The organism is Nostoc sp. JL23, from assembly GCF_017115065.1.
Lineage (GTDB): Bacteria > Cyanobacteriota > Cyanobacteriia > Cyanobacteriales > Nostocaceae > Nostoc > Nostoc punctiforme_A.
The window spans coordinates 1-15,222 of record NZ_JABXKN010000052.1; the positions used below are offsets into that span (position 1 = coordinate 1).

Annotated in this window: 13 protein-coding genes; 7 read left to right on the top strand and 6 right to left on the bottom strand. The window is 43.0% G+C overall.

From position 1 onward, the window contains the following. Positions 1–151 precede the first annotated feature (151 nt). Positions 152–616, top strand: a complete 465-nt coding sequence (locus tag HWQ42_RS10790) for a hypothetical protein (RefSeq protein WP_292811768.1) — start codon at positions 152–154, stop codon at positions 614–616. 121 nt (positions 617–737) lie between these two features. Here the strand turns inward: HWQ42_RS10790 and HWQ42_RS10795 are convergent, their stop codons facing one another. Together HWQ42_RS10795 and HWQ42_RS10800 are read right to left on the bottom strand one after the other, a co-directional pair. Beyond that, positions 738–1,676: a phosphoribulokinase gene (locus HWQ42_RS10795; RefSeq protein ID WP_292811808.1), complete on the bottom strand. Its 939-nt coding sequence runs from the start codon at positions 1,674–1,676 to the stop codon at positions 738–740. Positions 1,677–1,871: 195 nt separating this feature from the next. After that, on the bottom strand, positions 1,872–2,306 hold the full coding sequence (locus HWQ42_RS10800) for a CoA-binding protein (RefSeq protein ID WP_292811770.1): 435 nt from the start codon (positions 2,304–2,306) through the stop codon (positions 1,872–1,874). A 257-nt stretch (positions 2,307–2,563) separates the two neighbouring features. Here HWQ42_RS10800 and HWQ42_RS10805 point away from each other — a divergent pair, with 257 nt between their 5' ends. Continuing rightward, the gene (locus HWQ42_RS10805) at positions 2,564–3,226 is read left to right on the top strand and encodes a class I SAM-dependent methyltransferase (RefSeq protein ID WP_292811772.1); all 663 of its coding nucleotides are present in this window, start codon (positions 2,564–2,566) and stop codon (positions 3,224–3,226) included. A 191-nt stretch (positions 3,227–3,417) separates the two neighbouring features. Here the strand turns inward: HWQ42_RS10805 and aroA are convergent, their stop codons facing one another. Beyond that, positions 3,418–4,698, bottom strand: a complete 1,281-nt coding sequence (gene aroA, locus HWQ42_RS10810; RefSeq protein ID WP_292811775.1) for a 3-phosphoshikimate 1-carboxyvinyltransferase — start codon at positions 4,696–4,698, stop codon at positions 3,418–3,420. Between the two features lie 212 nt (positions 4,699–4,910). Here aroA and obgE point away from each other — a divergent pair, with 212 nt between their 5' ends. The 5 genes from obgE (at position 4,911) to HWQ42_RS10835 (ending at position 12,773) form a co-directional block, all read left to right on the top strand. Continuing rightward, entirely contained in the window at positions 4,911–5,939 is a 1,029-nt protein-coding gene (gene obgE, locus HWQ42_RS10815) for a GTPase ObgE (protein WP_292735456.1), read from the top strand. Between the two features lie 290 nt (positions 5,940–6,229). Further along, positions 6,230–6,853, top strand: coding sequence for a 4Fe-4S single cluster domain-containing protein (locus tag HWQ42_RS10820; protein ID WP_292811777.1), 624 nt, complete (start codon positions 6,230–6,232; stop codon positions 6,851–6,853). 383 nt (positions 6,854–7,236) lie between these two features. Next, positions 7,237–8,304, top strand: a complete 1,068-nt coding sequence (locus tag HWQ42_RS10825) for an iron ABC transporter permease (protein ID WP_292735462.1) — start codon at positions 7,237–7,239, stop codon at positions 8,302–8,304. A 186-nt stretch (positions 8,305–8,490) separates the two neighbouring features. After that, on the top strand, positions 8,491–9,888 hold the full coding sequence (locus HWQ42_RS10830) for an ATP-binding protein (protein WP_292811779.1): 1,398 nt from the start codon (positions 8,491–8,493) through the stop codon (positions 9,886–9,888). Between the two features lie 815 nt (positions 9,889–10,703). Continuing rightward, positions 10,704–12,773: a VWA domain-containing protein gene (locus tag HWQ42_RS10835; protein WP_292811781.1), complete on the top strand. Its 2,070-nt coding sequence runs from the start codon at positions 10,704–10,706 to the stop codon at positions 12,771–12,773. 289 nt (positions 12,774–13,062) lie between these two features. Here HWQ42_RS10835 and HWQ42_RS10840 read toward each other — a convergent pair whose 3' ends face one another. The 3 genes from HWQ42_RS10840 to HWQ42_RS10850 form a co-directional block, all read right to left on the bottom strand. Further along, on the bottom strand, positions 13,063–13,884 hold the full coding sequence (locus tag HWQ42_RS10840) for an ABC transporter ATP-binding protein (RefSeq protein ID WP_292811784.1): 822 nt from the start codon (positions 13,882–13,884) through the stop codon (positions 13,063–13,065). 316 nt (positions 13,885–14,200) lie between these two features. Further along, entirely contained in the window at positions 14,201–14,449 is a 249-nt protein-coding gene (locus HWQ42_RS10845) for an iron chelate uptake ABC transporter family permease subunit (RefSeq protein ID WP_334896779.1), read from the bottom strand. Positions 14,450–14,474: 25 nt separating this feature from the next. After that, on the bottom strand, positions 14,475–15,212 hold the full coding sequence (locus tag HWQ42_RS10850; RefSeq protein WP_292811786.1) for a hypothetical protein: 738 nt from the start codon (positions 15,210–15,212) through the stop codon (positions 14,475–14,477). Positions 15,213–15,222: the final 10 nt, after the last annotated feature.

The following is a 15,222-nucleotide window of genomic DNA, read 5'->3' on the forward strand; positions in this document are numbered from 1 at the left end:
GGCTGCCGTCGGCAGCCCCTTCATCCCCCCTTTAAAATGATTATCATTACTGTTGGTGGAATAGTTTATTTTCTGGAAGTCCCCTAAAGCTCAGGAAGCCCTTAAGGAACTGGAAAAACCCCTCGCTATTCCCGAACCCGCAGAGCCATTTGTGCTGATTCGTCGATTCACACCTGCCGATTCCACAGTGACAAAGGGAGGCATTGCAATTGTCGGAGAAAGTTGGCAAATTGAAGCTTATGACAATAATACTCAGCGCTTTCTAACTAATAGTACAGATCCTTTGCGAAAAGTCATCTTGTTTGAAGTTGCAGAACCCGATGTCCAAGAGTGTGTTCTTGCTTGTCAATTTAATGCGAAAGCGCTGAACACAGAAGAATCAATTGCAGTAAGTTTGGGTGTAGGTAGACCAAGAGAATCGGGCGAAATGAGAACAACTTCATGGGGTAGAGGAGTTTTACTAACGGAAGATTTTCAGCCTTATGAAGCGCGTGCTTATTTTAAAAAAGAAGCAGATGCTGCCACAGTTCAAATCAGTGTGCAATTTGAGAGTAGTGGCATTCTTCAGATTAGAGATATTGAATTGCTGCAAGCGCCCGTCAAGTCACAATCATGAGCAATATCTGAAATTTGAGTAATTAGGAAGGTGCGTAGTTTACCGTCGTAGGCATCGCATAATTTAACAACCCAAAACTATACGCGATCGCAAACCATTTAAACCCCTTCATTTTTGCTAATTACTGATAAATTTGCGTTGCTTTCAGCATGTGGTAGGTAATGATCAACTGAGTCAGAGCCAGAGGATAACTTTGCAGTGTTTCTCCAGTTGTACCAGCAATTTTACCCAGTTCTGGATTACTTTCGCGATCGCAAATACTTCGTAAATGGGGCATATCAGAACAAATAATATGCTCTAGCTTATTCACCTGGTCTAAGGTTGCATGACCATCAACTTCTAAGACATCTACAGGCTTACTCATATCCCTGTCTAACCCCAGGCGGATCGCTGAGTCAGAATTACCATAGCCAGGGTTAATAATCTGGGTAAAATCTGGGTGGGGAATTGTCGGACGTAGTACCAAACGTACATTTAAATGTCCATTGGTTTCATCATCTTCCCCGCTGGGTGGATAAAAACTAATGACTATATCAGACCATTGCCGCTGCGGACGAATAAATTGTGCTGAGTCTGGTTCGCGCTTTTCTAGTTCCGCTATTACCTGTCCAGCAGTGTAGCCGCGCTTTTGCGTATCCCGCTTGACTTTCCACTTAGTGCGTAGTTCTTCTGGAGGTGCTAGGTAAACTTTAACATCGTAGGAATCACGAGCAGCACGGGTAGAATAACCGAGTAATCCCTCAATAATCACGAATTTATTCGGCTTGATATACTGGGGTGCCTCGAATGTGCCGGTTTTATGGCTGTAAACTGGTTTGAGAATTGGTTGTCCTGTGCGTAGCAGCGACAGATGTTGCTGCATAATATCTAAGTGATTGCAGTCGGGATGAAGGGCAGTGATGCCAATCTCTGCACGTTGTTGGCGATCGTAACGGTGATAATCATCTGTACAAATTAGCGTGACATTTTCTGGGCCGAGTACCTGAGCGATTCCTCGCGTTAGTGTTGTTTTACCAGCCGCGCTATCGCCGACAATACCAAGAATTATTGGACGGCTCATCATAACCTCCCACAATAAAAACAAATTTAGTAATAAAATTACCTACAATAGTTTTTATTCTAGAAGGGTTTAAGCAAGTAACTCAAACAAAGACTTGGTATGCAATATCTCTACACATAAAATGTTTGCGCGATCGCTTTTTGCATAATAATTACAATCTACATGATTGTTATAGTTATCTGTACACATAAAATACTAGACATTTCCTGTTAAACCTACTCTCAGCCGCAGATATTCAATTTTGATACAAGCATCCATAACCACATTGAGTTCTGCATCTATAGCTTTTTGTGCTGATGGTTGATGCCAGATACCCAGTTGTGTCCATACAGTTTTTGCATTGATAGAAATTGCTTCATCTACAATTTCTGGCAAGTACTCAGAACGACGAAATACGTTAACAATATCGACGGGTTCGGGTAATTCCTGGAGTGCAGGATAAGTGGGTTGACCGTCAATGTCTTTAATTAGCGGGTTGACGGCATAGACTGTATAGCCTGTCTGCCGCAAGAATTGGGCGATTTGATAACTAGTGCGATGGCGTTTATTAGAGTGACCCACAACAGCGATGGTTTTTGCTTGAATCAACACCTCACGCACGGCGTTATCATCTTCTTTAAGGTTTGGCATGATTTAAAATATCCTCAGCGATCGTTTTGCTCATCATACTAAGTTGCATTGAAATATAATTTTGGCTTTAAAAAAATCATCCACGAGTATCAAAGACTCGTGGATGAGTATAAAAAAAGACTCGTCCGCGAGTATAAAAGACTTGTCCACGAGTATAAAAGACTCATCCACGAGTAACAAAAGTACTCATCTATGAGTATCAAAGACTCATTCGCTATTCTCCATGCCCAATGCCCAATGCCCAATGCCCAATTCCCATGACAACTAAAACACTAGGACTTGAACAAAACCTTTATGACTATTTACTGTCAGTCTCTCTCCGAGAACCAGAAATTTTAACCCAACTGAGACAGGAAACAGCCCAGTATCCAATCGGGAGAATGCAAATTGCTCCCGAACAAGGGCAGTTTTTGGCTTTACTAGTGCAATTGCTAGGAGCTAAGAAAACTTTGGAAATTGGGGTATTTACAGGTTATAGTTCCCTGGTGGTAGCATTGGCGTTACCGAGGGACGGTAAGGTGGTAGCCTGTGATATTAGTGAAGAATTTACAACGATCGCTCGGCGTTATTGGCAACAAGCAGGAGTGGCAGATAAAATTCAACTGCATATTGCCCCAGCTTTGCAGACTTTGGATTGGCTACTGGCAACAAAAGAAGCAGAAACTTTTGATTTTGCCTTCATCGATGCAGATAAGAGCAACTATGATGGCTATTATGAGCGATCGCTGCAATTAGTGCGTCCGGGGGGATTGATTGCGATCGATAATGTTCTCTGGTCAGGCAGGGTTGCCGACCCCGAAGTGCAAGATAATAGAACTAAAAGAATTCGTGCCTTTAATCAAAAACTGCATCAAGACCAGCGAGTTAGTCTTAGTTTAGTAGCGATCGCAGATGGCTTAACTCTGGCACTTAAAAAGTAATGTCTTTTAACAGCTGGCGATTAATATACAGCAGTTTTCTTTTACATAAAGTACAAAGCTACGGATTTTGAGGCAGGAGGCAGAAATTTTTGATGTCTGCTACATGAGTTTTGCACTTTGTACTTCATCTACTTGAAAACTGCTGTATTTGCCGTTTTAACTAAATTATTGTCCTTTAGCGAAAATAGCTGTTATTGTTCGAGCATTTGGAAGAATCGGGTAAAGTAATCTGGAAAAGTCTTTGCTGTACAACCAGGATCTTTAATTACAATCCCTGGAACCTTCAAGCCAGTGACAGCAAAAGCCATCGCCATTCGATGATCGTGATAGGTTTCAATTGCCGCCGGAGTAATGGGGCCAGGTTGAATTTTCAGTCTATCTGCAAATTCTTCAACTTCAACTCCTAGCCGACGTAACTCTGTGACAACAGCTTTAATTCGGTCAGTTTCCTTATAGCGAATATGTTCCACGTTCCGAATGGTAATCGGTGAACTGGCAAAGGGCGCGATCGCTCCTAATGTTTGCACTAGATCCGATATATCATTCATATCAATGTCGATACCTTGCAATTGCTTCGGGCCCGTCACTTCGGTGTAATCGTCTGAATCCTTAATTTGGCAACCCATCTGTTCTAAAACATCGAGCCAGAGAATATCACCCTGACAGGATTGTTTGGTCAAATGTTTTACCCGCACCCGTCCACCCGTGACAGCAGCGGCGGCAAAAAAGTAAGAAGCATTTGACGCATCGGGTTCTACTGTGTAATGCCGAGCTTGGTAACGTTGACCTGCTTTAATCTGAAATTGATTATCGCCGATTTGAATCACCTCCACCCCAAAATCTGCCATCAGACGACAGGTCATTTTGATGTAAGACTGAGAAACCAACGTACCCTCAACCTCAAAAATCGTATCCTGTTGAGCGTAAGGCGCAATCATCAGCAATGCCGAAAGTTGCTGACTTGTTTGGTTGGCTTTCAAGCTAAAATTTCCGCCAGCAAATTGCCGACTATAGAGGGTGTAGGGCATAAACCCGGAGTTTCCCTCAAAGTTAACAGTTGCTCCACCTGTTTGTAGCACCGTCAGCATGTCACCCATTGGTCGTTCTCGCATCCGGGGAACGCCATCTAGCCGATATTCGCCATTACCCAGTGCCACCAGCGCCGAGATAAACCGTGCTGTAGTACCTGATAAACCTACAAATAAATCTGCCTGTTTAGCTGGAATCTCGCCTCCCCTTCCTGCAATCTGAATCTGAGCTAGATTAGGGTTCAGGGTTATGGGAATACTCAGTTGCTCTAAACATTTGGCAAAATACTCGCTGTCTTCACTAAATAAGGCATTTTCTAAAATGGAGTCACCTTGCGCCAAAGCAGCGACAAGCAATGCCCGATTGGTAAGACTTTTAGAACCGGGAATTTCTACTGTGGCATCCACTGGCCGATTTAGAGCAGGAATTGCAATGGTATCCACTTTAAACCTCTACGTAGGCGGTTAGCTACAACTTTATAATATTCCCATATCTTGAGCAAAAGGGGCGGGCAGGAGAGTAGGAAGTGTGAGTTACAAGTAAAGTAGTGAGAAATGAGATTTTAAAACTTATAATTTATAACTCCCATATAACTCGCAACTCATAATTCAGCACAGATTAAACCTTAGCTATCCGCTAACAGGACTTTAGAAAGATGCAATTTATCGATCAAGCAAAAATTGAAGTTGAAGCTGGTAAGGGCGGCGATGGTATTGTCGCCTTCCGGCGAGAGAAGTACGTGCCGACTGGTGGCCCCTCCGGTGGTAATGGGGGAAGAGGTGGTTCGGTATTTTTCGTTGCCGATGAAAACTTACAAACTTTGTTGGACTTCAGATACAACCATCGCTTTCAGGCCGAAAAAGGTACTCGTGGTGGCCCAAGTAACTGCACCGGAGCAGGAGGAAAGGATTTGATCATCGAAGTTCCCTGTGGTACAACCATTTATGATGCTGAAACCGGCGAACTGCTAGGAGATTTAACTGAGCCTAAGCAGACTTTGCTGATTGCCCAAGGTGGTAAAGGCGGACTGGGAAATCAGCATTTCTTGAGTAACCGTAACCGCGCCCCAGAATATGCTCTCCCAGGATTACCAGGGGAAATAAAGCAGCTGCGCCTAGAGTTAAAACTTTTGGCAGAAGTCGGGATTATTGGCTTACCAAATGCTGGTAAATCCACTTTAATTTCATCTTTATCAGCGGCACGTCCAAAAATCGCAGACTACCCTTTTACTACCCTGATCCCAAATTTGGGTGTAGTGCGGAAACCTACTGGCGATGGTACTGTTTTCGCCGACATTCCCGGACTAATTGAGGGAGCAGCTCATGGGGCTGGGTTGGGACATGATTTCTTGCGCCACATCGAGCGCACGCGGGTGCTACTTCATTTGATTGATGCCACTAGTGATGATGTGGTTAGAGACTACAACACAATTAAGGAAGAATTACAAGCTTATGGACGGGGTTTAGCAGAACGTCCGCAAATTTTGGCGCTGAATAAAATTGATGCAGTCGATCGGGAAACTGTCGATTTGGAGGCGTTAGCCACCCAACTTAATCATCTCTCCTACGCCCCGGTTTTTGTGATTTCGGCGGTTACTCGCACTGGGTTAGACCCGATGTTACAGGAAATTTGGGGAATTCTCGACCAAATGAAGGTTCCTGAAGAAGTGGAGGTATTTAGCTAATTCGTAATTCGTAATTCGTAATTCGTAATTACTACTTATCAATTACGAATTATACTGGCTTATCCAGGATCAGGGGAATCTTAATCACAAACTCAGTGCCTTGTTCTACCCTGAGCATCAGTAAAAAGATGCTGGTTCAGTCTAGTAAGTTAAAGCGGACTTTTCCAAACCCCCAAAAGTTTTTGAGAGATTAGTCATTAATTAAATCCCTCCTTATATAACTATTGTCACGGTTATATAAGTGGAGATTCGCTATATTTAACAGTTAACGGCTAAAAGGAGTTAAAGAGATGGAAATTAAGCCAACTGACCCATCGCTAGCACTCACGGAAATTCCCCCAGGCTATCTCAATATAATGGGTTACGTCGATCAGTCAGAAGTTAATGGCCCTGGTTGTCGTGCGGTCGTCTGGGTACAAGGTTGTCTGCGTGAGTGTCCTGGCTGCTTTAATACTAGCTCCTGGTCTTTTGAGGCTAACCAATTGATTGCTGTTGATCAGCTTGCCGAAAATATTCTCAGCAATCCCCACAACACGGGTGTAACATTCTCTGGTGGAGAACCCTTTTGGCAAGCAACGGCACTAGCGTCTTTAGCTCGGAAGGTAAAAGCTGCTGGTTTAAATGTAATGTCTTTTAGTGGGTTCACTCTTAAGCAGCTACAGTCCCAATCTGCACCGCCAGGTTCCCAAGCATTGTTAGAACAACTCGATATTTTGATTGACGGGCCTTTTGTACAATCTCTGGCAATTAATTCTCCCAATTCTCCAGTCTCTTCTAGCAATCAACGGGTTCGGGTGTTAAACCCAGCTTTCCAAGACCAGATTACTTGGGCTAGCGACCAGATAGAAATCCACATCCTCAAGGATGGTGGTCGCATTGTCACTGGCTATCAAGGTGGACTAGAACTAACGTAGGGGCACAGGGCAAATTCGCAATGGGCTTCTCTGCGAGACGCTAAAAGCGAACGCCTCGCTCCGCTAACGCAATTCGCAATGACGCTCGTTCCTCTCTACGAGACGCTGCGCGAACGCAATTACGTTTTGTGTCGGGGATTTAGATTTAGGCTTCAATTCGGGCTGCTTGATAGAAGCAGGGGATTTAAACCCCAAACTTTGTTAAAACTTAAAAATTGAGCTTCTGAGGGTCAACGTTCACCTTCTGAAGGTCAACTTCCACCTTCTGAGGCTCAACGTTCACCTTCTGAGGCTCAACGTTCACCTTCTGAGGCTCAACTTCCATCTTCTGAGCGGTAAATTTTTACTCCTCCGCTCCCTCATCGAAGAGAAGCTATCTTTAAATGCAGCTTTGTTTGGGACGGATTATATTTAAAAAAAATACATATCTAAATTTGACTAGACCATTTCAGAAAATTTTTACTGAACACCGCGTATTTTGGGCTGTTTTACTCCTTGGTACAGCACTGGTAGTAACACTAGCGCTGTCGCTTTCTCAAGGAGCAGTACCTTTAAATATGTCGGAATTTTGGCAAGCTATTCTCCACAAAGGCGATCCGGTTAAACAGACAATTCTCTGGGATTTACGTCTCCCGCGGATTACGGCTGCGATCGTTGTCGGCGCAGCTTTGGGAATGTCAGGAGCGTTGCTGCAAGGAATGTTACGTAATAGTCTTGCCGATCCATTTATTTTGGGCATTTCAGCAGGTGCAGGACTGCTTGTAATTCTGATGATTGTGTGCCAAATATTCCCGATCGCAATTCCTTTAGCAGCATGGATGGGAGCAATGTTAACTGCTGCGATCGTTATTTTACTCGGTCGTTCGGGGTCGGGAATTTCTGTTGAGCGCTTAATTTTAGGCGGAGTAGCGGTGAGTTCTTTATTTGGTGCTGTACAAAGTACATTGCTGCTTTTAGCTGAAGATGGGCAAATTCAAATTGCGCTCAGTTTCCTGGTTGGTAGTCTTAATGGGCGGGGTTGGCAAGAAATTGCTACAACTGGCCCTTATATCATCGTTGCATTGATCGGGGGATGCTTGCTGGCGCGATCGCTAAACATACTGGCTTTGGGAGATGATTTGGCTGTGAGTTTAGGGCTTTCGTTGACGCGATCGCGCCTATTAATTGGTGGTGTCGCCACTCTATTAGCCGCAGGTGCAGTCAGCATCAGTGGCTTGGTTGGATTTGTCGGTCTTGTTGTCCCTCACGGTGTCCGCCTCATTGTTGGTACAGATCATCGGTTTGTTTTACCACTTTCCGCCCTTGCAGGTGCATGGTTACTCACTTTTGCAGATTTACTCTCAAGACTAGGAGCAGTAGAACTACCAGTAGGTTCCGTCACTGCTTTGCTGGGTTCACCCCTGTTTATCTGGTTACTTTATCGTCGTTCTGCTGGGTTTAATAAATTTTGAGCGATCAGACCGCTATCCATCCCCACTGTATATACGGATCGGGTTTTTTGCGCATTCTGATAAACTGAGACTAAAGCCTTCTTCAACTATTTAAGCCAAAATTCTCCATAGACAAACACAGCGGTATAACCCTACTTTCTTATCCCCCCTGCCCCCTGCTCCCTGCCCACTCAAGGAGGTTAATTGATGTTATGTGTTGAGGAATTAATCAACTTAGACCCATTTCAACAACTTCCCAAAGAGCGATTGCAATGGGTTTGCGATCGCGCTCAAACAGTTGAACTTTCTGCCGGAGAAGTGTTGTCCCATGAGGGAGACCCTGGATGTCGCTTATTTATCTTAGTCAAAGGTAAAATCAACATCACCCGCCGCAGTGAAGGAATTGCAATTCCCATCGGGCAACACGAAGCCCCATCCTTTTTTGGTGAAATTCCAGTACTCACAGACGAACCTGCACCTGTGACAATGCGGGCATTTACAAATTGCCATATCTATGAAATGCAGGGAGAAGACTTTCGTAAACTGCTGCATGAATGTCGTGATTTTGAGCGGATGGTCTTCCGAATTATGCAACGTCGTGTCCGGGGGCTAGAGTCTTTCATTCGTGGGCGGGAAAAGATGGCAGCTTTAGGGACACTTGCTGCCGGTCTAGCTCATGAACTCAACAACCCAGCCGCAGCCCTGGTTCGGACTTTAAAAGAAATGCCAGCCGCCATCTTAGAGTTACAACGAATGAACTTAGTTTATGGGCAACGCAATGTTGAGGAAGCCCATACTCAACATTGGTTGAGAGTACGCGATCTAGGCTATGATGCGATTTTGAATAATCGCCTAGATCCGGTGACACTAAGCGATCGCGAAGACATATTGCTGGAATGGTTAGAAGACTATGGTGTAAACCAAGCATGGAAATTAGCAGAACCTTTAGCGGAAGGTGGTGTTGAGGTTGAAACCCTAGATCAACTTATGGAACGTTGGCGCAACGACGACACAGAATTGCGAGAAATGGGATTGCACTGGCTAGCGCTTTCCTTTGAAGTTATGTCAATGATTAAACATGGTTTGCGAGGATCTGAGAGGATTTCCGAACTTGTGCAAGCGATGAAGTCTTATTCTTACCTAGATCAAGGCACTCAGCAAGAAGTAGATATACATCAAGGCTTAGAAGATACCTTGCGATTGTTTGCTCATAAACTCAAATGCGGTGTCCAAGTGCAACGCAATTACGATCGAAGTCTTCCAAAAATCCTTGCCTATGGCAGCGAACTGAATCAGGTGTGGACGAACTTAATTGACAACGCCATTGATGCAATGGATGGTAAAGGACTGCTAGAAATTACAACACATCATTGCGATCGCTATGCCCATATTGACATCATCGATTCTGGCAGTGGAATTTCACCTGAAATTAAAACCCGCATTTTTGAACCTTTCTTCACCACCAAATCAGTGGGGCATGGTTCAGGACTTGGTTTAGAAACCGTTCGCCGAATTGTAGAAAATCGCCATCACGGTACGCTTTCATTTGAGTCGCAGTCAGGCAGAACTTGTTTCACCATTTGCCTACCCTTATCAAATCAATGAATTAATAAGCGATGGGATTAAAAATGAAATGGGAACCAATGGTTCCCCAAATTTAGCAGCAAGTGAATATTTCCGTTAGACTTCTAGTTTCTTATTCTCTCCGACACTAGAATTGGTTTTATAGTTATAACTCAATACAGTTCAGATCACCCCAAAACCCTCATGTAGAGACGCGATAAATCGCGTCTGAAAACACCAATTATCTACACTAATAGCCCTTCACCCAAGGTATTGAGTTATAAATAAAATGTTGTGGTAAAAGGAATTATTTATCTGATAATTCTGGTCTTGTGGGCTGTTGATCGGAGTTAATAAACTCAGTCTTAGGTGGTTTTCCTATTGTATTAGGAGGTTGTTTTTTGGTTTTGGTTTGTGGGTTATTATTCTCGCTCATGTTAATTTATCTCCTTAATAACGTCTTTTAATTATTTGGGTATTTTAAGATTTCTTGCTTGGAGTTGGTAAAGCAAAAAGTTCCGTGAACGCAGTCAGTTTGTGTTCCGATGATTATGACTTCAAGGGATGTTATCGCAATTCCGTAATCCTGTTAAAAACTTTTGATATTGTGCCCTTTTGCTGGCTGGTGATGTTGTAAATGAGTATCTGGAGTGAAGCAACTGAGTAATTTACTTAACTCAGATTATTAGCCAATACCAAGAAATACTGTTATATTCCCTAATGCTAGACGGGAATGGTTCGTGTTGTATAAGTTACAGTTACCAAAACTGAAACGGTTATCAAATCCCAAGCTGCTTAAGACTATTCTGAGTAAATACTCAAATGTGACAGAAAAAATTTAGTGTGAGGATTTAGCTATGTCTTACCCGATTCCGTCCAAAATGTGGCAGCGAGTCAGTATTATAATATTGTTTTTATTGATACCGTCAGCCGGAATTGCGATTTTACGCCAGTCTGTAACGGTTGCAGTTCCAGCCAATCAGACTCCTGCCAGTTCTACTCCAAAAACTTCCATTTTACCCAATCACCCTGACTACCAAGCACTCCAGGCATTGGTAAAACAGTATAGTTGTGTCGTCCCCGTCCAAAATTTTGGCACTCTTCCTGTAACCCGGACTGAATTTGCTACAGTCTTGAATGCCTGTGTGAATCGGAGCAATGAGCTAATAGCGACTGATCCCAAGATAGTTACCCCAGCAGATATGAAAATTCTGCAACGCTTGCAGTCAGAATTTGCACCGGAGTTAGCAACCCTAAAAAGTCCGATAGAGGAATTGGAAACTCGTAGTCCCATCACTCCGAATCAGCCTACCAGAGAACGTATTCAAACTGAGTCTACCCGAAAGACTCAACCTTTACCTACAGCCCTACCCCTTAGTATTCCGTCTGGCTCATCTGTGCAGGATCAAGTTGCTAACCGTGCGAATATGCCTAAACTCCAAACTCGTGCCAGTATTGGAAGGGTTGCCCCGGAACCACAAATAGGTAGCAGATTCAATATAGAAAACTACAACCGGATTGAAGATAATCCCTTTCATCGCGTCGGTAACGATCCTCTTTCCACCTTTTCCATTGATGTAGATACAGCATCTTACAGCAACGTGCGACGGTTTATTACTCAAGGGGAATTACCACCCAAGGATGCAGTGCGAATTGAGGAATTAATCAACTATTTTACCTACAATTATCCCCAACCAAAAGGCGATCGCCCTTTTTCCGTCACCACTGAAGTTGCTGCTGCTCCCTGGAATTCTCAACACAAGCTGGTACTAGTGGGTTTGCAAGGTAAACGCCTAGAAAGCAAAACCTTACCACCCAGCAACTTAGTATTTCTGATTGATGTCTCCGGTTCTATGGATGACCCAAACAAATTACCCTTAGTGCAACAGTCGCTCAAATTATTGGTGAATCAACTGCGTCCTGAAGACCGGGTAAGTTTGGTAGTCTATGCTGGGAATGCTGGATTGGTGTTACCTGCTACTCCTGGTAGTCAGAAATCAATAATTTTGGCGGCGATTGACCGCTTAAAGGCTGGAGGCTCGACTGCTGGCGGTCAGGGCATTGAGTTAGCTTACAAGATAGCCAAAGAAAGCTTCCTCAAGTCTGGTAATAACAGAGTAATTTTAGCTACCGATGGAGATTTTAACGTCGGGGTTTCCAGTGATGGCGACCTGACACGATTAATTGAACAAAAGCGAGAGCAAGGAATTTTCCTGACGGTGTTGGGATTTGGCACCGGCAATTATAAGGACGGAAAAATGGAGCAACTGGCTGATAAGGGTAACGGTAACTACGCTTACATCGATACCCTATTGGAAGCCAAAAAAGTTTTAGTTAACGATCTCAGGGGAACTCTGTTTACTATTGCCAAGGATGTGAAAATTCAGGTGGAATTTAATCCGGCGAAAGTTCAGGCATATCGCTTGATTGGTTACGAAAACCGCCTGCTGCAAAACCAGGATTTTAATGACGACAAGAAAGATGCAGGGGATATTGGGGCTGGTCATTCTGTGACAGCGCTTTATGAAATAATTCCCACTGGCACAAAAAGCGATGTGAAACTCCCAGAGATAGACCCTTTGCGGTATCAGCGTTCTGGTGAAACTGTCTCGAATGCTGCTGGTAATGAGTTGATGCAGGTGAAACTGCGCTATAAGTTGCCCCAGGACAGCACCAGTCAACTAATTACTCAAACCATCCAAGATGATGATTTGAGAACCGACCAGATACCCTCCACAAACCTGAGATTTGCTGCTGCGGTAGCTACCTTTGGGATGGTGTTGCGTGGCTCTGAGTATAAGGGAGATGCTAGTTATGATTTGGTGATGAAATTGGCAACCCAAGGGAAGGGGGAAGACCAAGAGGGCTATCGGGGTGAGTTTATTCGCCTAGTGGAGCAATCTAGGGGGTTGATTACAAGAAAATGATTTTAGACCATAACTGAGACGGGGACTAGGGAGTGGTGTAGTTCAATTACTGGAAAACCGCTGTAATATCTTAGAGATATTCACAATCCACATCAAAATAGCGATCGCTCTCCACTGTATTAGATATCTGCAATAAATATAGCAATTTAATTTCAGAAGAGAGCATTGCATATCTGCGAGATGTTTTTTAATCGCTGTTAGTCAGAAAAATTATTTCCTACTCTGCAAGACGATAAGGAAGAAATGCTTAACTGAACTGTATTGTGCCATGTAAGGTTTTTATTTGTTTCTATTTTCTCCCCTTTCTTCCTACTGGTATACACATCGGTGTACCTGAAACTGGGTCTGGGATAACCTGACATTCCAATCCAAACACCTCCCTTACCATCTTCTCAGTGATCACCAAATTAGGTTCGCCCACAGCAAAAATTTGACCTTCTTTCACCGCTACCAAATAATCAGCATAACGACAGGCGTGATTCAAATCATGTAACACCATGACAATCGTTCGTCCCTGGTTTTGGTTCAAATCATACAATAAATCTAAAACTTCTATTTGGTGCGCCAAATCTAAAAAAGTAGTTGGTTCATCTAACAATAAAATATCCGTATCTTGAGCTAATGCCATTGCAATCCAAGCACGTTGTCGCTGTCCACCAGAAAGAGTATCTAACTCGCGTTCTCCCAAGTATTTAATCCCAGTAATTTCTAACGCTAATTCTACTAATCTTTCATCTTCTTTTGTCCACTGCTGCAACCAACTTTGATAAGGAAATCTTCCACAAGCTACCAAATCTCGAACGGTTAATCCTTCTGGCGCAACGGGGCCTTGGGTAAGAATTCCTAACTTTTTAGCAACATCTTTTGTTGACAGCTTAAATACATCTATTGTATCTAAATAAATTGTGCCAATACGAGGTTTTAATAATCTTGCTAAACCCCTTAATAAAGTAGATTTTCCAGAGCCATTTGCACCAACTAAAGCAGTTATTTTTCCTGGTGGTATATCTAAATCTAAATGCTTAATAATAGTTATATTATCATAACCCAAAGTCAAATTCTTCGCTGACATTTGGTAATGTTGATTGTCGCTCAATAATGACATTGACATAATTAAATTTTAGAGAATATTTTGATAATTTTGTAAGTATGTAATATCATGTCCGCTTGATTACTGAATTAAACCCAAAGAACCCAACCCCGCTAAGGCAGCGCTTTGTTTCCCTTCCCGTAGGTAGGTAGGAGATTAAGGGGAGCCAGCGCAACGCGGTTATGGCATGAGCAACTGGCGTGTAGAGTGCAAGGACTATGGGAATCATAACTAATTACCTGGACATGACATATCACACTATTCGTTTTTATTAATGCTACACCTAAATTAGAATTTTTACTTACTTAGTATTAAGTATACTAAACTAGGTTTTGTTTCACAGATTTTGAATTAGTAAATAAACACAATATGGGGCACCAATCATGGTAACAATTACGCAAGTAATTTCGATATGAGCAAAAATAATTCTGCCGATAAAATCAGATAAAACCACAATCATTGCTCCTGTGATTACCGCTACTGGAATCAAACCTTGATGATTTCCACCTACTAATTGACGGGCAATATGGGGAGCAATTAATCCCACAATTAAACCCGCAACGGCAAATGTTAGGGATGACAACAATCCTCTGGCTGGTGAGGGAACTGATCTACTCATTGTTCAAATTACTGGCTTCAAACAGTTTAATTGTTGCTTGTGAAGATAAGCCAACACAAGCTGCTAGTTCTTCTAATGCCAAGCGAGCGCGTGCGTTTGTATTTAGCATCACTGTTGCCGCTGCAACATAGTCAGTATTAGCCATTAGACTAACTCGATCGGGTAAAGTTACTTGGGAATTCACGCTAGCAATCCGCTCAGTTTTTGCTCCCGCAAGGGCTAGCTGTTGCATTTGATAAGCGGCTATTTTCGTAGCTTGACGGGCTTGTAAGTAAGCAAGGTAGTATTGTACAACTGCTACCCGTTTTTGCTGTTTAACTTCATGCCACCGAGTTTTTCTTATTGGTAATTGCTGAATTATATTCAAAAGTTTAATCGGGTCAATTGTCATTGCGATCGCAAAACTACGTTGATTTTCGGATGTTACATCGGGCAAGTTGTAGTTGGTCTTGGTTTGAGATGGTGAAAATTCAACACTCAAAACATCGGTGAAAGCACTCCATCCCATAGCGGCTTTTGCCTCCTGTACCTGCGAAGACTGACGCTGGGCGATCGCAACTAACTGCTCAATAATTTTCAGATCGCGATCGCTAATCTCAGTCTGAAGAATTTGTGGTTCATCATTATTCAGTTCTTTGTTTTCTGACAACGCTGGCAAAGAAATACCAACAAGCGTTATCAAAAGAACAATCTTCCAACTGTACAGGCAGACTTTTGATGGATAACTCATAGTTAATAAC